This window comes from Lentzea sp. NPDC037011 (assembly GCF_055607425.1).
On sequence record NZ_JBVJRT010000010.1, the window covers coordinates 146488 to 171562 of the forward strand.

The following is a 25075-nucleotide window of genomic DNA, read 5'->3' on the forward strand; positions in this document are numbered from 1 at the left end:
CGGAACGGCTACTCGCCGGTAGCGGTACCTTCCTTGTCCCGGATGACCCTGGGCACACCCGCGAGGTCCTCGTCGTTGCAGAGCAACTTGAGGTCGTAGTACGGGTTCCCCTTGGTGTCGTCGTAGTCCAGGTGGACCGCGATGACGTCCACGGGTTCGCCCAGCCACTCCTGCGTCTGCCGCAGCCACGCGGCGGCACGTTCGAGGGCGGTGGGCAGATCATCGTCACGGAATTCGACCGGCCGGTACGGAACACCCTGGACCTGGTCCCGGTTGTTCGTCGGCAGCGGCAGGTCGACGGCCACCCCGGATTCGTTGAGATCGAGTTGGATCGTTTCCTCACTCACCGTAGAAGAGTCCCCCACCCTCACCTGGGCTGCAAGCCCGAATCTGGTGGTTGCCGCTCGAATCACCTGTTGATTTGCCGACACGGCGAGATCCGCGTCACGTCTGCGCGATGCGCGACGGACGGTCGGCCGGGGGCACTGGGCGATTGTACCTGTCAGGATGACCTGAGGGGCATTTGTGCTGTTCAGAGCCGGTATAACCGCGTCAGTTGAGACACCCGCGAAAACTCCCTCGCTTCGAACGGCCGTGCGAGCAACCATTCCCTGCATGTACGACATCCGTTTCGCCGAACCTGGCGACCTGAGCGCCACGATGGCGCTGCTCGTCCGGCTCCAGGCCGACAACGCGCACCACATCGGCTACCTCGGTGAGACAGTCGACGAGCTCCGCGCCGAGCTCGGCGAGTTCGAGCCGAGCTGGGCCGACTGCACCGTGGTCGCCACCGACGCCGATGACAACATCACCGGCATGTTCAGCGTCGAGGTCGACAGCGAGCTGGGCCGTGCCTGGTTGCACGGGCCGTTCGTCGACGTGCCGGTAAACCACCCGGCGGGCAGCCGGATCTGGGACCAGACCGCCGACGCGATGTTCCGGAGGGCCGCCGAGATGCTCACCGGCATCACCGACCTCGAGCTGTACGGGCACACCGCCCACCGGCGGCTCGCGGCGTTCGCCGAGCGGCACGGGTTCAGCGCCGGCAAGGCGAGTGCCATCCACGTGCTCGACAACGGGGATCTGCGCACGCTGCTGCTGCGGGACGCGAAGTGCCCCAGCGAGCGTGAGATGCGCGTCCTGCCCACCGATCCGCACGTGCACGAGGCCGTTGCCGTGCTGCACGAGCGATGTTTTCCGCGCACGTACCTGTCCGGCAAGCAGCTCGTCGAGTCCAAACCGGAGAACCGCACCGTCGTCGTCGCCATGGACGGCCGGCGCGTGCTCGGCTACGCCGCGGGCAAGGCGCAGCCCGAGGAGTACTACGTCGACTTCGTGGCCGTGGAACCGGACGTCCGCGGTCAGGGCGTGGGCGCTGCCCTCGTCACCGAACTGCTGTGGAAGCTCGCGGCGGACCACGGTGCACGACCGCAGGCCGCCGCGTCGATCCACGCGGGCAACGAGAGCTCGCAGCGGATGTTCGACCGCCTAGGCTTTCGGCTGCACGTCGAGCTCGTCGCCTACCGGCACACCGCCTGAACGCCCAGCCGGGTGCCGCAGTGACAGCAACCCGCCGACCAGCAACGTGACCGCCACCCCCAGGGGCGTGTTCCACCAGCCGGTCAACGACTTGCGCGTCGCGTCCGCCTTCGCGAAGTCGATCGTCGGGGTGTTCCCGACGAACTTGACGCCCAGGATCACGAACCCGACGACGAGGACCGTCGCCACGAACGCGATGACCGCGTCCGCCTGCGTGACGCGCTTGAAGACCAGGCCGAGGAGGAAGGCCCCGAGCAGCGCGCCGTAGGTGTAGCCGGCGATGCCGAGCGCCTGCACCACGATCGGGTCCGCCGTGGTCTTGTTCGAGGAGGCGAACAGGCCCGCGCAGACGATCAGCAGCCCCGCCCACACCAGGGTCCAGATCCGGCCGTGGCGCAGGCGTTCCTCGTCGGTCATCGGGGTCTTGCGGACGCGTTCGTAGACGTCGGTGACCGTGCTCGACGCCAGCGCGCCCAGCGACGACGACAGCGCCGCGGCCAGGATGCCCGCGATCACGAAGCCGGACAGGCCGCTCGGCATGCTGACGATGAAGTGGGCGAACAGCTCGTCCTTGTTGTTCAGCCCCAGGTCCTTCACCGGGTCCACGCCGTTGTAGAACGCCCACATCATCACGCCGATGAACAGGAAGAACGCGAACTGCAGGAACACCACGAACCCGGACGCGATCAGCGCCTTCTGCGCGGCCTTGACGTCCCTGGTCGCCATGAGCCGCTGCACGATCAGCTGGTCGGCGCCGTGCGAGGCCATCGACAGCAGGGCACCGCCGAAGAACGCCGCGATGAACGGGTAGGCGCCCGTCAGCGGTGACGAGGTGAAGTCGAAGAGCTGGAACTTGCCCGCGTCGGCGGCTTTCCCGAACCAGCCGTCGGGCAGCTTGCCGGCCAGCACCCAGATCACGACGAGACCGCCCAGGACGTACCAGAGCATCTGGATCGCGTCGACCCACACGACCGCGCGCACGCCGCCGAAGAAGCTGTAGAACACCATCGCGATGCCCAGCGCCAGCACGATCACCCAGTACGACGCGGTGATGCCGTACTGCGCCAGCACGACCTTGATCGGGATGGCCGTGGCGAAGAGCCGGATGCCGTCCGCGAGCAGGCGCGTGAACAGGAACGTGACGGACGCCGTGGCGCGCATGCCGTTGCCGTAGCGCTGGCCCAGGTACGCGTACGCGGTGACGAGGTCGCCCTTCACGTAGCGTGGCAGCAGCACGAACGACACGACGATCCGGCCCACGATGTACCCGAGCGCGAGCGTCAGGTACGTCATGCCGCCCTGCGCGGGCGTCGCCATGTAGGCGATCACGGGCACGCTGAGCACCGTGAGGGTCGACGTCTCCGCCGACACCACCGACAGGCACACCACCCACCACGAGATGCGCTTCTCGCTCACGAAGTAGTCGGTGGCCGACTTCTGCCTGCCGCCGATCCACGTGCCGAGCAACGGCATGCCGACGAGGAACAGGGCGATGATCGCGAGGTCTAGTCCGCGCACTTCGGGTCCCCCATCTTGAGCTTGGTCACGACGGTGCCGTGCGGCTGCGGCATGCGCAACGGCCCGTTGCCGGGAGTGATGCTGCCGAGCAGGCGCGGCCCGGACGCCCCGGTCGCGGACGGCGTGTTGCCCGCGACGCCGTGCCAGGTCAGGAAACCGAGCAGCGCGGCCAGGTAGGCCTCCTTGCCGTCGCGCGGCAGGCCGAGCGCGTCGCTGATCCGCAGCGGGATCGGGTGCAGCGCACGGGTGAGCGCTTCCACGAGCACCGGGTTGCGCATCCCGCCACCGGAGGCGACGACCACGCCGGCGTCGTGCGCGCGGCAGGCGTCCGCGATGGTGCGCGCGGTGAGCTCCACCAGGGTGCGCAGCATGTCCTCGGCCGGGACCGTCGGGAACCCGTGCAGGTACTCGGCGTTGAACAGCTCCTTGCCGGTCGACTTCGGCCACGGCGTGGCGTAGTACGGGTCGGCGAGCAGCTTGCCGAGGATGTCCTCGCGAACGGTGCCGCGGCGGGCGAACTCCCCGTTGGTGTCCTGGCGGCGCCGGCCGTCCGACAGGACCTCGACCACGGCGTCGAGCAGCGCGTTGCCCGGCCCGGTGTCGTAGGCGATGGGCGCGGAGCCCGGCCGCACGACGGTGATGTTCGCGATGCCGCCGATGTTGAGTGCGACGGCGGGCGTGTCGACCATCCCGGCGAGCCACAGCGCGTCGAGCGTGCTCGCCAGCGGCGCCCCGTGCCCACCGGCGGCCACGTCGCGCACCCGCAGGTCGGCGACGACCGGCAGGCCGGTCCGCTCCGCGATCCAGGCCGGCTGCCCGAGCTGCAACGTGCCCAGGCAGTCGCCGTCCTGCACCTCGTGGTGCACGGTCTGGCCGAGCGAGCAGATCAGGTCCGCCGGGAGGTAGCCGGCGGCGACTTCGCCGAAAGCCTGCCCCAGCGACGTGTCGAAGGCGCACACTTCAGCTGCGTCCCGCGGTATCTCCAGCAGGTCCTTCGGGAACGGGTGCTCGGCGTGCTGCACCGGCACGAGCTCGACGACGTCACCGCTGATCGCCAGGTCGGCGACGGCCACGTCGATGCCGTCCATCGACGTGCCGGATATCAGTCCGATCACCCTCACGACGTGTGGTCTATTCCACACCGTGTTCAGGCGCAAGAGCTGCGGTGAAATCTTCGCCTAATTGAGCACTATCTCGTTGACAGGTCACATGCACCGCTGTGAAACGATGCTCCCGTGACGTCTTCCCTGATCCTGATCCTCATCGTCGTCGCGGTCGTGCTGATCGCCGCGCTGGTGACCGGCGTGGTGCTGACGCGTCGCCGTCGCATCAGCCTGACCCAGAAGGAGGAGACGCCGCGCCCGGCCGGCTACCAGGCCTCGTCCGGCTTCTCGCTCGCACCGGCCGCGCCGGACGCGTCCGAGGCGGAGGCCGTCGCCCACGCCGAGGCGGAGGTGGTCGCCGAGCCCGTCGCGCCCGTCAAGCCCGTCTCACCCGTCAAGCCCGTCCCACCCGTCGCGCCCAAGCCCGTCGAGCCCGTCGCGCCTGAGCCCGTCGCACCGGTCGACCACCCGGTCGCCGACCGCACCGAGGTCGACGGCCAGCCCGGTGTGGGTGACGACGCCTCCGTGCCGCGCGACTCGGTCAAGCGCGGTTTCGTCGAGGTCGACCTCCCCGAGGAGGCCTCCGAGATCGAGGAGATCGAGCCGACCGCCGGGCGCCTGGAGCGCCTGCGCGGCAAGCTCGCGAAGTCCCGCAGCGGCTTCGGCTCGTCCCTGCTGGGCCTGCTCGGCGCCGGCGACCTGGACGAGGACTCGTGGCAGGACGTCGAGGACACGCTGCTGATCGCGGACCTGGGCGCCGCCACCACGACCGAGATCGTCGACACGCTGCGCACGAAGATCGCCTCCACCGGCGTGCGCACCGAGGCCGAGGCACGTGCGCTGCTGCACTCCGTGCTGGTCGCGGCGCTGGACCCGTCGATGGACCGCTCCCTGAAGGCGCTGCCGCACGCGGGCAAGCCGGCCGTGCTGCTCGTCGTGGGCGTCAACGGCGTGGGCAAGACCACCACCACGGGCAAGCTCGCGCGTGTGCTGGTCGCCGACGGCCGCACGGTGCTGCTGGGTGCCGCGGACACGTTCCGCGCCGCTGCCGCGGACCAGTTGGAGACGTGGGGCAAACGCGTCGGCGCGGAGACCGTGCGCGGCCCCGAGGGCGGCGACCCGGCCTCGGTGGCGTTCGAGGCGGTCAAGCGCGGCGTGGACACCGGCGTGTCCACCGTGCTTATCGACACCGCGGGCCGCCTGCACACCAAGAAGGGCCTGATGGACGAGCTCGGCAAGGTCAAGCGCGTCGTCGAGAAGCAGGCCGTGGTCGACGAGGTCCTGCTCGTGCTCGACGCGACCACCGGGCAGAACGGGCTGACGCAGGCACGCGTGTTCGCCGAGCAGGTCGCCATCACCGGGATCGTGCTGACGAAGCTGGACGGGACCGCCAAGGGCGGCATCGTGTTCCAGGTGCAGCGGGAGCTGGGCGTGCCGGTGAAGCTCGTCGGGCTCGGGGAAGGCGCGGACCACCTGGCCCCGTTCGAGCCGGGCGCGTTCGTGGACGCGCTGCTGGGCTGAGGTCCCTCAGGCGGTGGCGGTCTGGTCCGCCAGCTTCTTCGCCACCGCCAGCACCTCCGGCAGGATGCGGTTCACCGCGTCCTTCGTCAGCCGCCCCTCCGGCCCCGACACCGACACGGCGGCCAGCGTCGGCCCGCCGATCACCGGCACCGCGATGCAGCGCACCCCCAGCTCCTGCTCCGACTCGTCCAGCGCGTACCCCCGCGCGGAGATCTCGTCGAGCGAGTCCAGCAGCTCCGCGGCGTCCGTGATCGTGTTCGGGGTGTAGGCCGGGAGGCCGGTGCGTTCCAGCAGCGCGCGCACGTCGTCGCGGGGGAGCTGCGACAGCATCGCCTTGCCCACGCCCGTTCCGTGCGGCAGCAGCCTCCTGCCGACCTCCGTGAACATGCGCATCGAGTGCTTCGACGGCACCTGCGCCACGTAGACGACCTCGTCGCCGTCCAGCACGGCGAGGTTCGCCGTCTCCTCCACCGAGTCGACCAGGGCCGAGAGGAACGGGCGGGCCCAGGTGCCGTACTGGCGGGAGGCGGTCTCGCCGAGGCGGATCAGGCGCGAGCCGAGGGTGTAGCGGCGGTTGCTGTTCTGGCGCACGTAGCCGAGCGTGACGAGGGTGCGGATGAGACGGTGGATCGTCGGCAGCGGCAGGCCGGAGGACACGGCCAGCTCGGACAGCGACGCCTCACCGCCGGCGTCGGCGAGGTGTTCGAGCAGGTCGAAGGCACGCTGCAGGGACTGCACGCCACCTGTGGACACGTGCGGCTCCTTCCGTTGCCGTTCCGCAATGCAGAAACTATAGTCCACACAGCAAAACCGAGAGAGGTGGCTCCAGGTGCAGGTCCTCACCGCAGAGGCTCTTGAGTTCGTCGCGAAGCTGCACGAGGCGCACGCCGCGCGCCGCGACGAGTTGCTCGCCCGCCGCAAGGACCGCCGGCCGCTCGGCTTCCTGGAGGAGACCAGGGACGTCCGCGAGGGCGAGTGGCAGGTCGCGCCGGCGCCGGAGCCGTTGCGGGATCGCCGGGTCGAGATCACCGGGCCCACCGAGCGCAAGATGACGATCAACGCGCTCAACTCCGGGGCCAAGGTGTGGCTCGCGGACCTGGAGGACGCGAACACCCCGCACTGGGACAACGTGGTGCAGGGGCAGGTGAACCTGTACGAGGCGGCGCGCGAGACGATCGAGTTCACCTCGCAGGAGGGCAAGGAGTACCGGCTCAAGGGCGGGCCGTACCCCACGATCGTCGTGCGGCCGCGCGGGTGGCACCTCGACGAGCGGAACCTGCAGTTCGGCGGGAAGAACGCCGTCGGCGCGCTCGTGGACTTCGGGCTGCACTTCTTCCACAACGCGGAGCTGGGCAAGCCCTACTACTACCTGCCGAAGATGGAGTCGCACCTCGAAGCGCGGCTGTGGAACGACGTCTTCACCACGGCTCAGCAGCTGCTGGGCGTCCCGCACGGCACGATCCGCGCCACGGTGCTCATCGAGACGATCCCCGCCGCGTTCGAGATGGAGGAGATCCTCTACGAGCTGCGCGACCACGCGTCGGGGCTCAACGCCGGACGGTGGGACTACCTGTTCAGCGTCATCAAGTACTTCCGGGACGCGGGCGCGGACTACGTGCTGCCGGACCGCAACAGCGTCACGATGACGGCGCCGTTCATGCGCGCGTACACCGAGCTCCTGGTGAAGACCTGCCACAAGCGCGGTGCGTTCGCCATGGGTGGCATGGCGGCGTTCATCCCCAACCGGCGCGACCCGGAGGTCACGGAGAACGCGCTGCGCAAGGTGCGCGAGGACAAGACGCGCGAGGCGAACGATGGTTTCGACGGGTCGTGGGTGGCGCATCCTGACCTCGTGCCGATTTGCCGTGAGATCTTCGACGGGGTGCTGGGCGACCGGCCCAACCAGGTCGACAAGCAGCGCCCGGAGGTCAGCGTCACCGCGGAGCAGCTGCTGGACTTCACGTCGGCGGGCGGCGCGGCGACGCGGGCCGGGCTGGAGAGCGCCGTGGACGTCGGCGTGCGGTACATCGCGTCGTGGCTGGGCGGCAACGGCGCGGCGGCGATCCACAACCTGATGGAGGACGCGGCCACCGCGGAGATCAGCCGGTCGCAGCTCTGGCAGTGGGTCCACAACTCCGTCGTGCTCGACGACGGCACCCCGGTGACCGCCGACGTGGTCCGCGAGGTGCTGGACCGGGTCAAGGGCGGGGTCGAGGGCGAGCACGTCGCCGCGGCGGCCGAGCTGTTCGAGCAGGTCGCGCTGTCCGACGACTTCGTCGACTTCCTGACACTGCCCGCCTACGAGCGCATCTGATGTACGAGACATCCCTGTCGCCCGACGACGTCGCACGGGTCACGGCGCGGTTGTCCACTGTGGAGCGCAAGGTGCCGGTGGGCCGTCAGCCCGTGCACACGTGCTACGTGCCCGCCGGCCGCCTCATCGGGTCCACGGTCGACGACTGGGGCCGCGAGGCACTGGAGTCCATCGACGAGGAGCTGCTGCCGGAGCTGCCCGACGGCGTGCTCGACCGGGTCCGCGCGAAGCTGCGCCGGGAACCGGTCGAGGACCTCAGGATCGACTTCGAGGACGGCTACGGCGCGCCCGAGGACGACGTCGAGGACATGGACGCCGAGAGCACGGCGCACATCGTGTCCCGCTGGCTGGAGAACGGGACCGCGCCGCCGTCGTTCGGCGTGCGGATCAAGTCCTTCGACACCAGGGCGTCGCGCGAACGCGGGCTGCGCACGCTCGACATCTTCCTGACCGCGCTGGAAGAGGTCCCGCCGGGTTTCGTGATCACGTTCCCGAAGGTCACCTCCGCCGAGCAGGTCGAGGTGTTCGCGGACGTGCTCGACCTCTTCGGCGGCGACCTGCGGTTCGAGATCCAGGTCGAGACCGCCCGGTCCGTCGTGGACGACCAGGGCCGGCTCGCGATCCCGGGGTTCATCGCCGCGGGACGGGGCCGGGTGAGCGGCCTGCACTTCGGGACCTACGACTACACCGCGGACTGCGGGTTGCCTGCGGCGCAACAACACCTGGCGCACGGTGCGTGCGACTTCGCACGGCACGTCATGCAGGTCTCCGCGGCGGGCACCGGCGTGCGGCTGTCCGACGGGTCGACCAACGTGCTGCCGGTCGGCGAGCAGAAGCAGCACGGCTGGCTGACCCACTACGAGCTGACCAGGCGGTCGCTGGAGCACGGCTTCTACCAGGGCTGGGACCTGCACCCGGCGCAGCTGGTCACGCGCTACGCGGCCGTGTACGCCTTCTACCGGGAGGGGCTGGCCGCGGACGCCCGGCGGCTGGAGGACTACGTGCGGCGCGTCGCCGGCGGTGTGCTGGACGAACCCGCGACCGCTCGGGCGTTGTCGGCGTTCTTCCTCCGCGCGGTGGACTGCGGGGCGCTCGACCCGGCCGAGGTGCACGCGGCGACGGGCCTCGACGAAACAGCGCTGCGGGGGCTCGCCGCCCGGTCGGACTGACCGGTGCTCGCCCGTTCAGGTGGTTCTGGCAGCGGGTGTCGACGGGTGTGGGCAATGGGTGCAGGGTGGCTCCCATGAGCATGCGAGCCGGCCTGTGGACCGGGCTGCCGGACCTCGACGCGGCGGAGCACAGGTACCAGGTCGTCGCGTGCGCAGCGGATGTGGACACCCTGATCGGGCTGTTGGGGCGGCCGGAGTGCAACGACGGGTCGCTCGACCACTTCGGCCGGCCGCTCACCCCCGAGGGGGATCCTGACCACAACGTCGTGCTCGCCGTCCGCGGCGGATGGGGCTACCTGTACTACGTCGACAACGAGTTCATGGGCTGGCCGAAGGGCTCGCCAGAGGCGCCGTACGTGAACGAGAAGTACACGGACTTCCCGCCCGGCGTGGGGGTTCCGCTCGGCCTGTACCGGCAGCTGCTGGTGGAGTTCATGACCACGGGGAAGCGGCCGACCGGGGTGGACTGGTACAGCGAGGCCGACCTGTTCCACTCCTGGCGCGACCAGCAGATGTCGCTGCGCTCGTCCGAGAACCGGTGACGCCCGGCTGAACGCTGGTTCAATGGCTCCATGAAGGCCGTGGTGATCGGTGGGGGAATCGCCGGCTTGCTCGCCGCCAGGGTGCTGACCGAGACGTGCGACGACGTGGTGGTCCTGGAACGCGACGAGCTGTCCGGCGAACCGGAGTACCGGGCCGGGGTACCGCAGGGCAGGCACGTGCACGGGTTGCTGGTGCGCGGCGGTGAGCTGCTGGAGGAGCTGTTCCCCGGTCTGCGCGAGGAGCTGGTGCTGGCCGGTGCGGAGCTCGCCGACGCGGGGGACATGCGAATCCTCAACCCGCTCGGCTGGCTGGCCGCCGCACCCACGGGCATGCCGCTGCTCTCGCTCAGCCGCCCGCTGCTGGAGACCCGCATCCGCCGCCGGGTCACGGCGCAGTTCATGACCGGTGTGCACGTCACCGGGCTGTCGATGCGCGACGGCGTCGTGGACGGCGTGCTCACCCGCGCCGGCCGGGTGGACGCCGATCTGGTGGTCGACGCGTCCGGCCGGTCGTCGAAGCTGCGGGACTGGCTCGCCGCCGCGGGGATCACCACGCCGGAACCCGAGGTGGTCGACTCCCGCACCGGGTACGCGACCCGGACCTACACCGCACCGGCGGACTTCCCGGTGGTGTACGCGGAAAGCCTGTCCGCACCCGACCTGCGGCGCGGGGTCGCGGCGATGCGCGTCGAGGGCGGCCGGGTCATGGTGACCGCGCAGGGCGCCGCCGGTGACCACCCGCCGCGCGACCCCGAGGGCTACCGGGAGTTCCTGGGCTCGTTGCGGGTGCCCATCACGGAGCTGCTCGCCGGCGCGGAACCGCTCACGCCCGTCTACCTGTTCGCCCGCACGGCCAGCCGCCGCAACGCCTTCGAGGACACCGCGCGGTGGCCGGGCGGGCTGGTGGCGGTGGGCGACGCGGTGTGCGCGTTCAACCCCGTGTACGGCCAGGGGATCACCGTCGCGGCGATGGAGGCGCTGTTGTTCCGCAGCCACGGGGACTTCAGCGCCAAGGGCTGCCGGGACTTCCAGCGGCAGGTCGCGCGGACCACGCGGGGGACGTGGGCGATGTCGAGCAACGCCGACCGCGGCTGGGTGGAGACCAAGCGCGGTGGCCTGCTCGGCTGGTACCTGAAGAAGTGGCAGGCCGGGATCGTGCACGACCCCGACCTGTTCCGCCGCTTCCTCCGGGTCGTGCACATGGTCGCGCCGCCCGCGAGCCTGTTCACCCCGGTGGTGTTCAGAAGGCTGGCAAAGTACTCCAGGCTCGACCGGCGCCGGGGGCGTCGTCCCGCAGCACCGACCCCTCGATGAGGCCGTACGGGCGGTCGGCGGCGTAGAAGACCTCGTTGTCGTTCTCCAGGCCGAACGGGCTGAGGTCCACCGGGAAGTGGTGCTTGTTCGGCATGGAGAGCCGCACCTCCGCGACCTCGGGCCGGGTGTTCAGCACCGCCTCGCCCATCGCGTAGAGGGTCTGCTGCAACGACAGCGAGTGCTTGTCCGCGAACGTCCTCAGCATCGTCAAGCGGATCTCGGTGAACGACGTCGCCCAGTCCACGTCCGTGCCGGTGTACCGCCAGCGCGCGGTCACCGACGTCGCGAGGATGCGGTCGTCGGTCTCCTTCAACGTGGTGTACGGGTCCTTCGGGTAGCCGTGGAACTCCGACCCGGTCGACTTCAGCACCACCAGGTCCCGCAGGCCGGAGACGACCCACGCCTGCGCGCCCTCGATCGTCACGGCCGTGGTGCGCTTCTCGTTCGAGCCCTGCACGAACGCGTGGTCGTGCCCGTCGATGCGGTTCCACGAGTGCTCGTCGACGAGGATCCGCGCACCGGTGATCGGTTCCTGCGAGCCGACGAAGTGCCGGCCGAGCCGCAGCGCGAAGTCCTCGACCTCCCCGACCGGCGCCTCCTTCGCGAAGGCGTAGACGGTGTTCTTCTGCGTGTCGGTGGCGAGCACCTTGGCGTTGTCGCCGGTGAGGTGCGTGTCGGCGAGGTCGCCGCGCAGCGAGGTGCTGACGGTCAGATCCCTGATGGTGTGCACCGAACCGTTGCGCGACACCGTGACGAGGCGGTTCTCCGCCTTGCCGTACTGGTTGGGGCCCAGGACGATGGCCATGTCGATCAGCTCCCGATCAGCTTCTGCAGCCGCAGCGCGGCGATCTTCGCGAGTTCGTCGTTGACGACGCGGAGTTCGACGTCCGGCGGGTTGTCCATCCGGGAGGACAGGTCGTCGAGCACCTCCGCACCGCTCAGGCCGGTCGCGCACACCAGGTAGATGTGCCCGAACCGATCCTCGTACGCGGCGTTCGCAGCCGCCAGGCGATCAGCCTCACCGCTGTCCACACCGGACTGTTCCGACCGCGACCACCTCGCCGACACCCCGCCACCGCGCTGTCGTTCGCCGATGCGCGGGTGCCCGGCGATGGCACCGAGCACCTCCTCGTCGGAAAGCCCTTGTGCGGCAACCGAAGAAGCCGCGAGGAGCGCATCGACCGACGCGTACGGCCGGCCGTTCAGGATCGCGTCGACCCAGCGGGGTACCGCGAGGCACTCGGTGAGCAGGGGGCGGAGTTCCGACTCCGGGGCGCTGTTGAAGCTCTCCACGGCTCTCCAAGTTTCTACATCGCGGAATTGAACTTCCACATTCTTGACCTGAGGCTCGCGGAATGTCTAGTGTCTCCGTTATACGGAATATAACTTCCGCTATGTGGAAGGAATCGCCGAAGATGTTCGACGCAAACCTGTCCATGCTCTTCACGGAGCTGCCGTTGCTGGAACGCCCGGCAGCGGCGCGAGCCGCCGGGTTCGACGCGGTCGAGATCTGGTGGCCGTTCGCGGACGCCGTACCGGAGACGCGCGAGGTCGAGGCGTTCGAGAACGCGATCGTGGACGCGCGGGTGCGCCTGGTCGGCCTGAACCTCTACGCGGGCGACATGGCCGCGGGGGACAGGGGACTGGCGAGCTGGCCGGGCCGTGAGACGGAGTTCCGCGCGAACGTCGAGATCACCGCGGCCATCGCGGGCCGGCTGGGCTGCCGCACGCTCAACGCGCTGCACGGCAACTTCGAGACCACCGCGCAGACGATCTCCCACTACCGCTTCGCCGCCGACGTCGCGGCGGAGATCGGCGCGCAGGTCGTGGTCGAACCGCTGAGCGGCGCGCCGCGGTACCCGATCAAGACCGCCCGGCAGGCGTTCGACCTGATCGACGAGGTCGACCGCGGCAACGTGAAGCTGCTCGCGGACCTCTACCACCTCGCCACGAACGGCGACGACCTCGACGCGCTCGCCGGCCACGTGGACCGCATCGGTCACGTGCAGGTCGCCGACGCTCCCGGACGCGGTGAACCCGGTACCGGTGAGCTCGACCTCTTCGGGCACCTGCGGAAGCTCCGCGCCAACGGCTACACCGGCTTCGTCGGCGCCGAGTACAAGCCCGTCACCCACTCCTTCGCGTGGAGGGACCAAGCATGACGAAGATCGGTTTCATCGGCCTCGGCATCATGGGCAGCCCGATGGCGGCCCACCTGGTGGCCGCGGGGCACGACGTGACGGGCTTCGACCTCAGCCCGGCCTCGCTCGACAAGCTGGTCGCGGACGGCGGCAAGGACGCGTCGTCCGCACAGGAGGCCGTGAGCGGCGCCGAGGTCGTCATCACGATGCTGCCGAACCACCCGCAGGTCGAGGCCGTCGTCGACGAGGTGACGTTCGACGACGGCGCGTTGCTGGTCGACATGAGCACGATCCGCCCGTCCACCTCGATCGACATCGCGCGGAGGCTGGCGCACGTGCGGGTGCTCGACGCGCCCGTGTCCGGCGGTCAGACCGGTGCGGTGCAGGCGTCGCTCAGCATCATGGTCGGCGGTGAGGAGCGGGACTTCGCGGCCGCGCGGCCGTTCCTGGAGGTCGTCGGCAAGACGGTCGTCCACGTCGGGCCGCACGGCGCCGGGCAGGTCGTGAAGGCCGCCAACCAGCTGATGGTGGGCGGCATCTACGCCCTGGTCGCCGAGTCGATCGTGCTGCTGGAGGCGAGCGGTGTCGACCCGAAGGCGGGCCTCGACGTGCTCGCGGGCGGTCTCGCCGCGAACCGGATCCTCGACCTCAAGCGCGAGTCGATGATCGCCCGCGAGTTCCAGCCCGGGTTCCGGATCGACCTGCACCACAAGGACATGGGCATCGCACTGGACGCGGCACGGGCCGCCGACGTCGCGCTGCCGGTCACCAACCAGATCGCCGCACTGGTCGCGGCGGCCCGCGCGCAGGGGTACGGCTCACTCGACCACTCCGCGCTGCTCAAGGTCATCGAGAACTTCGCGGGAAGGGCCTGACAGATGCCGAAGATCCCCGTCATGCAAGCGGTCGTCGAGGTCCTCAGGTCCGAGGGCGTCGACGTCGTGTTCGGCTGCCCTGGCGCCGCGATCCTCCCGCTGTACAAGGCGATGGAGGAAGACGGCGGCATCGAGCACCTCATCGTGCGGCACGAGGAGGGCGCCACGCACATGGCCGACGGCTGGTCGCGCACGACCGGCAACGTCGGCGTCGCGATCGGCACCTCGGGCCCGGCCGGCACGAACATGATCACCGGGCTCTACACCGCGCAGGCCGACTCCGTGCCGATCCTGTGCATCACCGGCCAGGCCGCGGTCTCCAAGCTGCACCAGGAGGCCTTCCAGGCCGTCGACATCGTCTCGATCGCCGCGCCCGTCACGAAGTGGGCGGTGCAGGTCAAGGAAGCCGCGCAGATGCCGTGGATCTTCCGCGAGGCGTTCCGGATCGCCCGCTCAGGCCGTCCGGGTCCGGTGCTGATCGACCTGCCGATCGACGTGCAGAAGCAGGAGATCGAGTGGGACTCGACGATCGACGAACCGTTGCCGGTGCAGCGGAGCGCTCCGAGTGCCGCACGGGTCGAGCGTGCGCTGGAGATGCTGCTGGCCGCCGAACGCCCGCTGCTGCTCGCCGGTGGCGGTGTCGTCCTGGGCGAGGCGTCCGCTGAGCTGCTGGAACTGGCCGAGCTCCTGCAGATCCCCGTCCAAGCCACGCTGATGGGCAAGGGCGCGCTCGACGAGGACCACCCGCTCTACGCGGGCATGACCGGCATCCAGACCTCGCAGCGCTACGGCAACGCGTCGTTCCTGGAGTCGGACCTGGTGCTGGCGCTGGGCGCGCGGTTCGGCGACCGGCACACCGGCGACCTCGCGACCTACCGCGGTGACCGCAGGTTCATCCACGTGGACGTCGAGCCGACCCAGATCGGCAAGGTGTTCGGGCCGGACCTCGGGATCGTCGCGGACACCAAGCTGTTCCTGCGGGCCCTGCTGGACGAGGCGAAGCAGCACGGCCCCCGGGAGAAGGACGCCTGGGTCGAACGCTGCCAGGAGCTCAAGCGGACGCTGCTGCGGCGCGAGGACTTCGACACCGTGCCGGTCAAGGCGCCGCGGGTGTTCAAGGAGATCAACGAGTTCTACGGCCCGGACACCTACTTCGTCACCGCGATCGGGCTCTACCAGATCTGGTCCGGCCAGCACCAGAAGGCGCACAAGCCGCGGCACTACCAGGTCTGCGGCCAGGCCGGCCCGCTCGGCTGGGAGATCCCGGCGGCCATCGGAGTGAAGAAGGCCCGGCCAGACGCCGAGGTCGTCGGCATCGTGGGCGACTACTCGTTCCAGTTCCTCGTGGAGGAGCTCGCGGTCGGCGCGCAGTACGACGTGCCGTTCGTGCTGATCATGCTGAACAACGAGTACCTGGGCCTGATCCGGATGGCCGAGGACCACGGCGGCTACGACATGAGGTACGAGGTCGACATCCACTACGACACCACGGGCTCGGACAACGTCAAGATCATGGAGGCCTACGGCTGCTCCGGCGTCCGGGTCGCCGACCCCGGCGAGATCCGCTCCTCGCTGGAGTGGGCCCGCAAGGAGGCCGACCGCACGTCACGGCCGGTGCTCGTGGAGATCATGATCGAACGCGAGGGCAACACCGCCAACGGCACGTCCATCGCCGCGATGCACGAGTACGAGCCCCTCCCGTGACCGGTTTCGAGGTCACGCGGGAGTCCCGCGTTCCCCTCAGGGACACGCGGGGCCCTTTCGTACCCCAGGAGAGTACGAAAGCTCCCCGCGTACTCATTGCGCCGGACAAGTTCAAGGGATCGCTCACCGCTCCGCGGGTCGCCGCTGCCGTGGCGCGCGGCCTGCGGGAGGCGGTTCCCGACGTGGTCGTGCGTTGTCTGCCGGTGGCCGACGGCGGTGACGGCACGGTCGACGCGGCCGTCGCCGCCGGGTTCGTCCGGGTCGGGCGCTGGGTCACCGGACCGGTCGGCGAGCCGGTGCCCGCGTCGTTCGCGGTGCGGGACCGGACCGCCGTGGTGGAGGTGGCCTCGGCGGCCGGGCTGGCGTTGCTCGCCGAACCCGCTCCGCTCGACGCCACCAGCCACGGCGTCGGTGAGCTGCTGAGAGCCGCGCTGGACGTCGGCTGCACGACCGTCGTGCTCGGGCTGGGCGGCAGCGCCTGCACCGACGGGGGTGCGGGCATGCTCGAAGCGCTCGGGGACACCTCGTTCGACGGCGTCGACCTGGTGCTCGCTTCGGACGTGGACAACCCGTTGCTCGGGCCACACGGTGCCGCCGCGGTCTACGGGCCGCAGAAGGGCGCCTCACCCGAGCAGGTCGCGGTGCTGGAGCAGCGGCTGGCGGCGTTCGCGCAGCGGACCGGACCCGAGCTCGTGGACCGGCCGGGAGCCGGTGCGGCCGGCGGGATCGGGTTCGCGGCGCTCTGCCTGGGCGGCCGGTTCCGGCCGGGCATCGAGGTGGTGCTGGAGCTGGCCGGGTTCGCCCGAGCGGTCGCGGACGCGTCGCTGGTGATCACCGGCGAGGGCTCGCTGGACGCCCAGACCAGGCACGGGAAGGCGCCGTACGGGGTCGTGCGGGCCTCCGGTGACGTGCCGGTGGTCGCGGTGGCAGGGCAGTGCTCGGTCGAGCCCGGTGACCTGGGGTTGAAGGCCGCCTACGCGCTGCTGGACGTCGAACCGGACCTCACCCGGTGCCTGGCGCGGGCGGAGGAGCTGCTGGTGGGTCTCGGTGGTCGCATCGCGCGCGACTGGGTGTCAGAGTGAGGGACATGGACCTGGTGTTCCGCGCCCGCAGGGTGGTCACCCCGCAGGGCGAGATCGCGTGCGACGTCGGTGTCGCCGACGGCCGGATCGTCGCCGTCGAACCGTTCATCGAGTCGCCGAACGTCGTGCGCCTCGCGGACGACGAGGTGCTGCTGCCCGGTCTCGTCGACACGCACGTGCACGTCAACGACCCCGGCCGCACCGAGTGGGAGGGCTTCGAGACCGCCACCCGCGCGGCGGCCGCCGGTGGCGTCACCACCATCATCGACATGCCGCTCAACAGCATCCCGCCGACCGTCGACGTCGCGGCGCTGGAGACCAAGCGCAAGGCCGCGGCCAACGTCTCGGTGGACGTCGGGTTCTGGGGCGGGATCGTCCCAGGCAACCTCGACGACCTGAAGCCGTTGCACGAGGCGGGCGTCTTCGGCTTCAAGTGCTTCCTGCTGCACTCGGGCGTCGACGAGTTCCCCGCGGTGACCGTGCCGGAGCTCGACGTGGCGTTGCGGCGGTTGGCGACGCTCGACGCGTTGACCATTGTGCACGCCGAGGACGCGCACACGGTCCGCGACTCCGAGCCGGACTACGCGGGGTTCCTCGCGTCCCGGCCGCGCGAGGCCGAGAACAAGGCGATCAGCGACGTCGTCGAGCTGACCCGCAAGACCGGCGCTCGCACGCACATCCTGCACCTGTCGTCGTCGGACGCGTTGGCAATCCTCGGGGCCGCGAAGCGGGAGAGCCTGCCGATCACCGCGGAGACCTGCCCGCACTACCTCACGTTCACCGCCGAGGAGATCCGCGACGGGCAGACGGAGTTCAAGTGCTGCCCGCCGATCCGCGAGGAGGTCAACCGCGAGGCGTTGTGGCAGGGCCTGCGCGACGGCGTGGTCGACCTCGTCGTGAGCGACCACTCGCCGAGCACCGCCGAGCTGAAGGCCGGCGACTTCGCCACGGCGTGGGGCGGCATCGCGTCGCTGCAGCTCGGCCTGCCGGCGGTGTGGACGGGCGCCCGCGACCGCGGTTTCCGGCTCACCGACGTCGTGCGCTGGATGGCGGCGCACCCGGCGCGGCAGGCCGGGCTCACGACCAAGGGCGCCGTCGAGGTCGGCAAGGACGCGGACCTCGTGGTGTTCGCACCGGACCAGACGTTCGTGGTGGACCGGAACGCGCTGCACCACCGCAACCCCGTCACGCCCTACCACGGGCGCGAGCTGCACGGCGTGGTGCGGCAGACGTGGTTGCGCGGCAAGGAGACCGGCACGACCCCCGGCAAGCTGCTACGCAGAGGAGAAGCATGACGGAGTGGACCCGGCTGCCCGATCTCGCCTCGCGCGCGGTCGGCGGCGGTGTGGTGTGGGCGAACGACGAGCTGTTCGCAGAGCGGGAGAACCTGGTCAAGCCCGCCGAGCCGGTCTACCAGGTCTACACCTTCGGCCACAAAGGCCAGATCTACGACGGCTGGGAGACCCGGCGCCGCCGGGAGCCCGGTGTCGACCAGGCCGTGGTCCGGCTCGGCATGCCCGGCGTGGTGCGCGGGATCGTCGTCGACACGGCGTTCTTCAAGGGCAACTACCCGCCGTTCTGCTGGGTCGAGGGCGCCCAGGTCGACGGCTACCCGGCGGCCGACGAGATCACCGGGTGGTTCCCGCTGGTCGGACGCTCGCCGCTCCAGGGCGACGAGAAGCACTTCTTCGACGTCACCGAGCACCGCCGCGTCACGCACGTCCGCCTCACCATCGACCCGGACGGCGGAGTCGCCCGGTTGCGCGTGCACGGTCAGCCGGTCGCCGACCCGCGCCTGCTCGTCGGCGGCGTCGACCTGGCGGCACTGGAGAACGGCGCGGTCGTCGTGGGGTGCAGCAACATGTTCTACAGCTCGCCCAACAACCTCATCGCCCCCGGTCAGGCGACGGTGATGGGCGAGGGCTGGGAGACCGCGCGCCGCCGCGACGACGGCAACGACTGGGTGTCCGTGCAGCTCGCGGCGGCCGGCGTGGTGCGGCTGGTCGAGCTCGACACCAGCCACTTCAAGGGCAACGCGCCGGGCTGGGCGTCGGTCAGCGGCTGCGACGCGCGCCGGGACCCGGGCGCGTGGTTCGACGTGCTGCCGCTGACCCGGCTGCAACCCGACACCCGGCACCGGTTCCTCGTGGACGCCCCGGAGGTGACCCACGCGCGGCTCGACATCCACCCCGACGGCGGGATGGCAAGGCTCCGTCTGCTCGGTACCCCTACGAGTGACGGCCTAGCTCACCTGCGGACGGTGTGGTCTGAAACGACCAACTGAGGGTGGTTGTCCGACTACGGTCTGATTCGCCCCCATACTTCGGTCGGTTGTACGGATCACACGAACGGTGGAAGCGTTTCCTCTCGCCAGATCGGGGATCTAGGGAGGAAATCCATGCAACCGATGATGCGCGTCTTCGGGGCCGCGCTCGCGAGTTCTGCATTGGTTCTGGGCATGGCTCCGCTCGCCACCGCGGCGGAGCAGGGGCAGGCACAGCCGGAGTTCAAGGTCGGCGCGATCGACTGGAAGCCCTGCGAGGAGGTGCCGACGGTCGACTGCGGGTTCCTGACGCTGCCGATCGACTACGCGAAGCCGAACGGCGAGAAGTTCCAGCTCGCCGTGTCGCGGCGCAAGGCGAACGACCCGGCGCAGCGCATCGGCGCCATGGTCATCAACCCCGGTGGGCCGGGCGGTTCCGGCGTCGACTTCTCCTTCGGCGCCGACCGGTACTTCAGCAAGGAGATCGTCGACAGGTTCGACGTCATCGGGTTCGACCCGCGCGGTGTCGCACGCAGCCAGCCGATCAAGTGCTCGCTCGACCTGCTGCAGAAGTCGCCGTCGGAGTACCCGAAGTCGAAGGCCGAGTTCGACCGGCTGGTCGCGTTCAACAAGGAGCTGCGCGCGGACTGCCGCAAGCAGTCCGGTGCGATCTTCGACCACGCCTCCACCAGGGACGTGGCGCACGACATCGACTCTATCCGGCGCGCGCTGGGCGAGCAGAAGATCAACTACTACGGCGTCTCGTACGGCACGATCATGGGCCAGCACTACGCGGAGCAGTACGGCCGCAACATCCGCGCCATGATCATCGACTCGAACATGGACCACAGCCTCGGCACGTGGAAGTTCCTCGAGACCGAGGCGCGTGGCGCGGACGACATGTTCAACGAGTGGGTCAAGTGGAGCGACCGCACGCCGGCCTCGCCGTTCTACGGCAAGGACCTCCGCAAGATCTGGAAGGACCTGCTCGCCAGGGCCGACCGCGGTGAGCTCGTCGACGAGAGCGGCCGCAAGATCACCGCGGAGAACCTCGGCGCCAACGTCGTCGGCATGGGCTACGGCCCGTCGTTCAAGCCGTTCGCCGACTGGATCGCGACGCTCGTGGCCGGTGCGCCGGCGCCCGCCAAGACCTTCGCCGCGGGGGAGACCGCGGAGAACCCGTTCGCGGGCATCTTCTGCAACGACTACAACCTGCGCGTCGGCTCGTGGGGCGAGTACCAGGCCCTCAACGCCCTGGAGAACCGCGTCGCGCCGAACACCCGTGGTTCATCGATCGGCCACGGCGCCATGATGGGCTGCGTCGGTTTCCCGAAGGCCACCAACGCCCAGCGTCCGCTGAAGATCAAGAACGCGCCGAAGATCCTGCTCACCAACTCGCGCTACGACACGGCGACGGTGTACGAGTGGGCCGTCAACGCGCACCGGCAGTCCCGTGACACCACCGTCTTCGTCACCTACGAGGGCTGGGGCCACGGCGTCTACGACCGCAGCGAGTGCACGCTGAAGATCAACAACGAGTACCTGCTGTCGCTGAAGCTGCCGCGCAACGGCACCACCTGCGCCGCCGTCGAGCCGCCGCTCGAGCCGGCCGTGCTGTCGGCGAAGCCGAAGGTCACGGTGGGCCCGTTCTAGTCCGTCACCCGTCGTGAACCGCGCCCCCGGTGTGTACGCCGGGGGCGCGGTTCACGTCACGGGCGGGTGAGCGGGGCGGGACACGCCTCGTGACCGGACCGGCGCCGTGAGGTGACCGAACCGAAGCCGTGAACGCGGCGAAACGCGGTCGTAACACCCCCGCCCCGACAGTTCACCTCGGCGAAACGTTCTGCGCGGGCGCGTGAAACAGGCCATGCCGATGCTCCCTGCAACCGACGTGCAGTGGAGGTCGAAGTGGATACAGGGGACACCGCCTGGGTGCTCACCAGCGCCGCCCTGGTGCTGTTGATGACGCCGGGCCTCGCCTTCTTCTACGGGGGCATGGTCCGTTCGAAGAGCGTGCTCAACATGATCATGATGAGCCTCGGCGCGATGGCCGTGGTCGGTGTCCTGTGGGTGCTCTTCGGGTACTCGACGGCGTTCGGCGCGGACGTCGGCGCCGGCCTGCTGGGCAAGCCGTTCGAGTTCTTCGGCCTCGACGGGCTGCTGGGTGCGGACTCGCTCGCCGGCAAGATCCCGAGCACCGCGTTCGTGGCGTTCCAGGCCATGTTCGCGATCATCACGGTCGCCCTCATCTCCGGTGCGATCGCCGACCGCGCCCGCTTCGGCCCGTGGCTGCTGTTCGCGGGCCTGTGGGCCACCGTCGTCTACTTCCCGGTCGCGCACTGGGTCTTCGACTTCGACGGCAAGGACGCCGACGGCAACGTCATCGACCCCGGTGGCTGGATCGCCAACAAGCTGCTCGCGATCGACTTCGCCGGTGGCACCGCTGTCCACATCAACGCCGGTGCGGCGGGTCTCGCGCTCGCGATCGTCCTCGGCAAGCGCGTCGGCTGGCCGAAGGAGCCGATGAAGCCGCACAGCCTGCCGCTGGTCGTGCTCGGCGCCGGTCTGCTGTGGTTCGGCTGGTTCGGGTTCAACGCCGGTTCCGCGCTGGGCGCCAACGGCCTCGCCGGTGTCACGTTCGTCAACACGCTCGTCGCGACCTGCGCCGCCATGCTGGGCTGGCTGCTCACCGAGCGCATCCGCGACGGCAAGGCCACCACGCTCGGTGCCGCGTCGGGCATCATCGCCGGCCTGGTCGCCATCACGCCCGCCTGCTCGTCGGTCACGCCGATCGGTGCCATCGCGGTCGGTGCGATCACCGGTGTCCTGTGCGCACTGGCCGTGTCCCTGAAGTACCGCCTGGGCTTCGACGACTCGCTCGACGTCGTCGGCGTGCACCTCGTCGGTGGCCTGTCCGGCACGATCCTGATCGGCCTCTTCGCCAGCGAGGCGGCCCCGGCCAAGATCAACGGCCTGTTCTACGGCGGCGGCTTCGACCAGCTGTGGCGCCAGGCCGTCGGCGCGGTCGCGGTGCTGGGCTACTCGTTCGTGATCAGCCTGCTCCTCGGCTACCTGGTGAAGTTCACCGTCGGGTTCCGCGCCACCGAGGAGGCCGAGGTGGCGAGCATCGACGAGTCCGAGCACGCTGAGCGCGCCTACGAGTACGGCAGCCTCACCAGTGCGCGGGGAACCGGCAAGCCGAGCGTGGCCGCGGGTGCGACCGCGGTCCTCGAGGGGAGCAACAAGTCATGAAGCTGGTCACCGCGATCATCAAGCCGTTCACGCTCGACGACGTGAAGGGCGCCCTCGAACAGCTCGGGGTGCTCGGCATGACCGTCAGCGAGGTGCAGGGCTACGGCCGCCAGAAGGGCCACACCGAGGTTTACCGCGGCGCCGAGTACTCGGTGGACTTCGTGCCCAAGATCAAGATCGAGGTCGTCGTGGACGACACCGCCGTCGACAAGGTGCTGGAAGCGGTGGTCGAGGCCGCCCGCACCGGCAAGATCGGCGACGGCAAGGTCTGGGTCACCCCGGTCGACGCCGTGGTGCGGGTGCGCACCGGCGAACGCGGATCGGACGCGCTCTAAGGACTGAGGGAGACGGCCCGTGGAGAACAACGAAACGGCCGTCGTCACGGCTGACGACCTGGTGCGAGCCCGCGAGAGGCTGCTCGTGCCAGGTCGTCGTCGCTTGGCCGCCGAACCGCTGCGCGAGGCACTCGTGGACCTGCACGAGTTCTGGTTGACCAAACACGCGGGCGCAGCTGGGACATCCGGACCGGGTGTCGCGCTGGTGGCGGTCGGCGGGCTGGGGCGGCGCGAGCTCGTGCCCTACTCCGACCTGGACCTCGTGCTCGTGCACGGCGGTCTCAAGAACATCGACGAGATCGCCGAGAAGCTCTGGTACCCCCTGTGGAACTCCGGCATCGGCCTCGACCACTCCGTCCGCACGGTCGGCGAGGCACTGCGCGTGGCCGCCGGAGACCTGCGGACCGCGTTGGGGCTGCTGGACATCCGGCACGTCGCGGGCGACCAGGAGATCACCCGCAAGCTCGCCGACGGCGCGCGGCAGGCGTGGCGCGGCAACGTGCGCAACCGGCTCGACGAGATCGCCGAGTCCTCGACCAAGCGGTGGGCGCGCAGCGGCGAGATCGCGCACCGCGTGGAACCCGACCTGAAGCACGGCCGCGGCGGGCTGCGGGACATCACGATCCTCGACGCCCTGTCGGTGGCCCAGCTGGTCGACCGGCCGTCGGCCGACGTGGACGAGGCCCGCAAGCTGCTGCTGGACGTGCGCACCGAGCTCCGCAGGGTGGCGCGCAAACCCCGTGACGTGCTGCGCGCGCAGGACGGTGACGAGGTGGCCTCCGCGCTGGGGCTGGCCGACCGGTTCGCGTTGGCCCGGTCGCTCTCCTCCGCCGCGCGAACGGTCGTGTACGCGTTCGACGTGGCCACACGAACGGCCCGTGCCGCGGTTCCGAAACGGGGGCTCGGGGCGTTCCTGCGGGGCCAGCCGCCGCGCCGGCCGCTCGATGAAGGCGTTGTGCTGCACGGGTCCGAGGTGTCCCTGGCCCGTGACGCGATCCCGAGCCGTGATCCCGCGCTGTTGTTGCGCGTCGCGACGGCGGCGGCGCGCTCGAAGCACCCGATCGCGGCCGGAACGCTGACCCGGCTCGCGGACTCGGCGCCGGAGCTGCGCCAGCCGTGGCCGCGCGAGGCCCGCGAGGAGCTGCTGGCGTTGCTGGGCAGCGGCAGCGGGCTCGTGGACGTGGTGGAGGCACTGGACCGCACCGGGCTGTGGGGCCGGCTGTTCCCCGAGTGGGGTGCCGTGCGGGACCTCCCGCCGCGCGACGCCGCGCACATGTGGACCGTCGACCGGCACCTCGTGCAGACCGTCGCGCACGCCGCCCGGCTGGCGACAACGGTGTCACGGCCCGACCTGCTGCTGCTGGGCGCGTTGATCCACGACATCGGCAAGGGCCGGCAGCAGGACCACTCCGAGGTCGGCGCCGCGCTGGCCACGGCGATCGGCGAGCGGATCGGGTTGTGGCCGCAGGACGTCGCGACGCTGTCCGCCCTGGTCCGCCACCACCTGCTGCTGCCGCACACAGCGACCCGCCGCGACGTCGAGGACCCGGCGACCGTGCACCGCGTGGTCGAGACCCTCGGCGGCGACGCGGTGCTGCTGGAGCTGCTGCACGCGCTGGCGGAGGCGGACTCCCTGGCCACCGGTCCCGGCGTGTGGACGGACTGGAAGGCGTTGCTGCTGGCCGACCTGGTCGCCCGCTGCCGCACGGCCATGGCGGGGGAGGCGCTGCCCAAGCCGGAACCCCTCGACCCGGCCCACGTGGCGATGGCCGAACGCGTCGCGGCGACCGGAAAACCCGACGTGCTGCTGGAGAAGCAGGACCACGCGGCCGTCGTGACGGTGCTCGCCCCCGACCGCCCCGGCATGCTGTCGAAGGCGGCGGGCGTGCTCGCGCTGAACTCGCTGGAGGTCCACGCGGCGACCCTGCGCTCCCACGGCGGCGCGACGGTCGACGCGTTCACGGTCTCCCCGCGGTTCGGCTCACTCCCCGACGCCGCCCTGCTGCGCGAACAACTCGCCAGGGCCATCGAGGGCTCCCTGCCGCTGGCCGACAAGCTCGCCGCCAAGGAACGCGACTACGGCGGCCCGCCACTCGACCCGCCCCCCGCGCGCGTGCTGTGGTTCGACGACGAGGCCACCGGCGCGGTCGTGCTGGAGCTGCGCGCGGCCGACCGCATCGGCCTGCTGCACCGGATCGCGGGCGCCCTGGAGCAGTGCGGCGTGGACGTGCGGTGGGCGCGCGTCTCGACGCTGGGCGCCACGGTCGTCGACTCGTTCAGCATCGCCGGCTCCGACCTGGACCGGCGGCGCGTCGAACGCGCCGTGCTCGACGCGGCCAGGTAGCGGATGAGTATTCCTACGCACAACCACTCGGGGTGCTCACGCTCCTGCGGCGCCGCGGA

At 70.4% G+C, this 25075-nt stretch carries 22 protein-coding genes; 16 read left to right on the top strand and 6 right to left on the bottom strand.

The genetic code is table 11. The annotated features are described in order from the left end of the window. Positions 1 to 8: 8 nt before the first annotated feature. Positions 9 to 347 carry a hypothetical protein gene (locus ACZ7CH_RS29115; protein WP_360391070.1) on the bottom strand — a complete coding sequence of 113 codons (339 nt, stop codon included), beginning with the start codon at positions 345 to 347 and terminating at the stop codon, positions 9 to 11. Between the two features lie 268 nt (positions 348 to 615). Here ACZ7CH_RS29115 and ACZ7CH_RS29120 point away from each other — a divergent pair, with 268 nt between their 5' ends. Beyond that, entirely contained in the window at positions 616 to 1539 is a 924-nt protein-coding gene (locus tag ACZ7CH_RS29120; protein ID WP_360391065.1) for a GNAT family N-acetyltransferase, read from the top strand. Here ACZ7CH_RS29120 and ACZ7CH_RS29125 read toward each other — a convergent pair. Next, the gene (locus ACZ7CH_RS29125; RefSeq protein ID WP_360391062.1) at positions 1489 to 3057 is read right to left on the bottom strand and encodes a sodium:solute symporter; all 1569 of its coding nucleotides are present in this window, start codon (positions 3055 to 3057) and stop codon (positions 1489 to 1491) included. The two genes, ACZ7CH_RS29120 and ACZ7CH_RS29125, sit on opposite strands and share 51 nt — an antisense overlap. Then, on the bottom strand, positions 3045 to 4178 hold the full coding sequence (locus ACZ7CH_RS29130) for an anhydro-N-acetylmuramic acid kinase (RefSeq protein ID WP_360391059.1): 1134 nt from the start codon (positions 4176 to 4178) through the stop codon (positions 3045 to 3047). Before ACZ7CH_RS29130 ends, ACZ7CH_RS29125 begins: the two co-directional genes overlap by 13 nt. 114 nt (positions 4179 to 4292) lie before the next feature. Between ACZ7CH_RS29130 and ftsY the strand changes: the two genes are divergently transcribed. Next, positions 4293 to 5681 (top strand): signal recognition particle-docking protein FtsY, encoded by a 1389-nt coding sequence (ftsY, locus tag ACZ7CH_RS29135; RefSeq protein ID WP_360391056.1) that lies wholly within the window; start codon positions 4293 to 4295, stop codon positions 5679 to 5681. Positions 5682 to 5687: 6 nt separating this feature from the next. Here ftsY and ACZ7CH_RS29140 read toward each other — a convergent pair whose 3' ends face one another. Continuing rightward, complete coding sequence (locus ACZ7CH_RS29140) at positions 5688 to 6434, bottom strand: IclR family transcriptional regulator (protein ID WP_360391053.1); 747 nt, start codon at positions 6432 to 6434, stop codon at positions 5688 to 5690. Positions 6435 to 6510: 76 nt separating this feature from the next. Here ACZ7CH_RS29140 and aceB point away from each other — a divergent pair, with 76 nt between their 5' ends. The 4 genes from aceB (at position 6511) to ACZ7CH_RS29160 (ending at position 11020) form a co-directional block, all read left to right on the top strand. Continuing rightward, a complete protein-coding gene (gene aceB, locus ACZ7CH_RS29145; protein WP_360391050.1) occupies positions 6511 to 7995 on the top strand; it encodes a malate synthase A in 1485 nt (494 codons plus the stop codon). Beyond that, positions 7995 to 9164 (top strand): DUF6986 family protein, encoded by a 1170-nt coding sequence (locus ACZ7CH_RS29150; protein ID WP_360391047.1) that lies wholly within the window; start codon positions 7995 to 7997, stop codon positions 9162 to 9164. The genes aceB and ACZ7CH_RS29150 overlap by 1 nt, the downstream gene beginning before the upstream one ends. 74 nt (positions 9165 to 9238) lie before the next feature. Then, positions 9239 to 9706 (top strand): Imm1 family immunity protein, encoded by a 468-nt coding sequence (locus ACZ7CH_RS29155; protein WP_470375412.1) that lies wholly within the window; start codon positions 9239 to 9241, stop codon positions 9704 to 9706. Positions 9707 to 9736: 30 nt separating this feature from the next. Next, positions 9737 to 11020, top strand: coding sequence for an FAD-dependent oxidoreductase (locus ACZ7CH_RS29160; RefSeq protein WP_470375413.1), 1284 nt, complete (start codon positions 9737 to 9739; stop codon positions 11018 to 11020). On the opposite strand, the gene pucL is transcribed toward ACZ7CH_RS29160, so the two are convergent. Then, on the bottom strand, positions 10947 to 11825 hold the full coding sequence (gene pucL, locus ACZ7CH_RS29165; RefSeq protein ID WP_470375414.1) for a factor-independent urate hydroxylase: 879 nt from the start codon (positions 11823 to 11825) through the stop codon (positions 10947 to 10949). The two genes, ACZ7CH_RS29160 and pucL, sit on opposite strands and share 74 nt — an antisense overlap. A gap of 5 nt (positions 11826 to 11830) precedes the next feature. Continuing rightward, positions 11831 to 12313 carry a 2-oxo-4-hydroxy-4-carboxy-5-ureidoimidazoline decarboxylase gene (gene uraD / locus ACZ7CH_RS29170; RefSeq protein WP_470375415.1) on the bottom strand — a complete coding sequence of 161 codons (483 nt, stop codon included), beginning with the start codon at positions 12311 to 12313 and terminating at the stop codon, positions 11831 to 11833. A gap of 122 nt (positions 12314 to 12435) precedes the next feature. Between uraD and ACZ7CH_RS29175 the strand changes: the two genes are divergently transcribed. From ACZ7CH_RS29175 to ACZ7CH_RS29220, 10 genes are all read left to right on the top strand, one after another. Further along, entirely contained in the window at positions 12436 to 13182 is a 747-nt protein-coding gene (locus tag ACZ7CH_RS29175) for a hydroxypyruvate isomerase family protein (protein ID WP_360391034.1), read from the top strand. Then, complete coding sequence (locus ACZ7CH_RS29180) at positions 13179 to 14036, top strand: NAD(P)-dependent oxidoreductase (RefSeq protein WP_360391031.1); 858 nt, start codon at positions 13179 to 13181, stop codon at positions 14034 to 14036. Before ACZ7CH_RS29175 ends, ACZ7CH_RS29180 begins: the two co-directional genes overlap by 4 nt. Positions 14037 to 14039: 3 nt before the next feature. After that, entirely contained in the window at positions 14040 to 15740 is a 1701-nt protein-coding gene (gcl, locus tag ACZ7CH_RS29185; protein ID WP_470375416.1) for a glyoxylate carboligase, read from the top strand. A gap of 95 nt (positions 15741 to 15835) precedes the next feature. Further along, complete coding sequence (locus ACZ7CH_RS29190; protein ID WP_470375500.1) at positions 15836 to 16822, top strand: glycerate kinase family protein; 987 nt, start codon at positions 15836 to 15838, stop codon at positions 16820 to 16822. 5 nt (positions 16823 to 16827) lie between these two features. Beyond that, positions 16828 to 18117 (top strand): allantoinase AllB, encoded by a 1290-nt coding sequence (gene allB, locus ACZ7CH_RS29195; RefSeq protein ID WP_458430605.1) that lies wholly within the window; start codon positions 16828 to 16830, stop codon positions 18115 to 18117. Then, positions 18114 to 19106 carry an allantoicase gene (gene alc, locus ACZ7CH_RS29200; RefSeq protein WP_360391023.1) on the top strand — a complete coding sequence of 331 codons (993 nt, stop codon included), beginning with the start codon at positions 18114 to 18116 and terminating at the stop codon, positions 19104 to 19106. The genes allB and alc overlap by 4 nt, the downstream gene beginning before the upstream one ends. Before the next feature lie 114 nt (positions 19107 to 19220). After that, positions 19221 to 20738 carry an alpha/beta fold hydrolase gene (locus ACZ7CH_RS29205; RefSeq protein WP_470375417.1) on the top strand — a complete coding sequence of 506 codons (1518 nt, stop codon included), beginning with the start codon at positions 19221 to 19223 and terminating at the stop codon, positions 20736 to 20738. A 255-nt stretch (positions 20739 to 20993) separates the two neighbouring features. Further along, the gene (locus ACZ7CH_RS29210) at positions 20994 to 22337 is read left to right on the top strand and encodes an ammonium transporter (protein WP_360391018.1); all 1344 of its coding nucleotides are present in this window, start codon (positions 20994 to 20996) and stop codon (positions 22335 to 22337) included. After that, positions 22334 to 22672: a P-II family nitrogen regulator gene (locus tag ACZ7CH_RS29215; RefSeq protein ID WP_360391016.1), complete on the top strand. Its 339-nt coding sequence runs from the start codon at positions 22334 to 22336 to the stop codon at positions 22670 to 22672. The genes ACZ7CH_RS29210 and ACZ7CH_RS29215 overlap by 4 nt, the downstream gene beginning before the upstream one ends. A 19-nt stretch (positions 22673 to 22691) precedes the next feature. After that, positions 22692 to 25016: a [protein-PII] uridylyltransferase gene (locus ACZ7CH_RS29220; RefSeq protein ID WP_470370779.1), complete on the top strand. Its 2325-nt coding sequence runs from the start codon at positions 22692 to 22694 to the stop codon at positions 25014 to 25016. Positions 25017 to 25075 lie beyond the last annotated feature (59 nt).

Coding starts and splice junctions, on each gene's coding strand:
- ACZ7CH_RS29180 (WP_360391031.1), top strand. CDS start 13,179: ATGACGAAGATCGGTTTCATCGGCCTCGGCATCATGGGCAGCCCGATG.
- alc (WP_360391023.1), top strand. CDS start 18,114: ATGACGGAGTGGACCCGGCTGCCCGATCTCGCCTCGCGCGCGGTCGGC.
- ACZ7CH_RS29155 (WP_470375412.1), top strand. CDS start 9,239: ATGAGCATGCGAGCCGGCCTGTGGACCGGGCTGCCGGACCTCGACGCG.
- ACZ7CH_RS29215 (WP_360391016.1), top strand. CDS start 22,334: ATGAAGCTGGTCACCGCGATCATCAAGCCGTTCACGCTCGACGACGTG.
- ACZ7CH_RS29175 (WP_360391034.1), top strand. CDS start 12,436: ATGTTCGACGCAAACCTGTCCATGCTCTTCACGGAGCTGCCGTTGCTG.
- allB (WP_458430605.1), top strand. CDS start 16,828: ATGGACCTGGTGTTCCGCGCCCGCAGGGTGGTCACCCCGCAGGGCGAG.
- ACZ7CH_RS29120 (WP_360391065.1), top strand. CDS start 616: ATGTACGACATCCGTTTCGCCGAACCTGGCGACCTGAGCGCCACGATG.
- gcl (WP_470375416.1), top strand. CDS start 14,040: ATGCCGAAGATCCCCGTCATGCAAGCGGTCGTCGAGGTCCTCAGGTCC.
- ACZ7CH_RS29205 (WP_470375417.1), top strand. CDS start 19,221: ATGCAACCGATGATGCGCGTCTTCGGGGCCGCGCTCGCGAGTTCTGCA.
- pucL (WP_470375414.1), bottom strand. CDS start 11,825: ATGGCCATCGTCCTGGGCCCCAACCAGTACGGCAAGGCGGAGAACCGC.
- ACZ7CH_RS29150 (WP_360391047.1), top strand. CDS start 7,995: ATGTACGAGACATCCCTGTCGCCCGACGACGTCGCACGGGTCACGGCG.
- ACZ7CH_RS29160 (WP_470375413.1), top strand. CDS start 9,737: ATGAAGGCCGTGGTGATCGGTGGGGGAATCGCCGGCTTGCTCGCCGCC.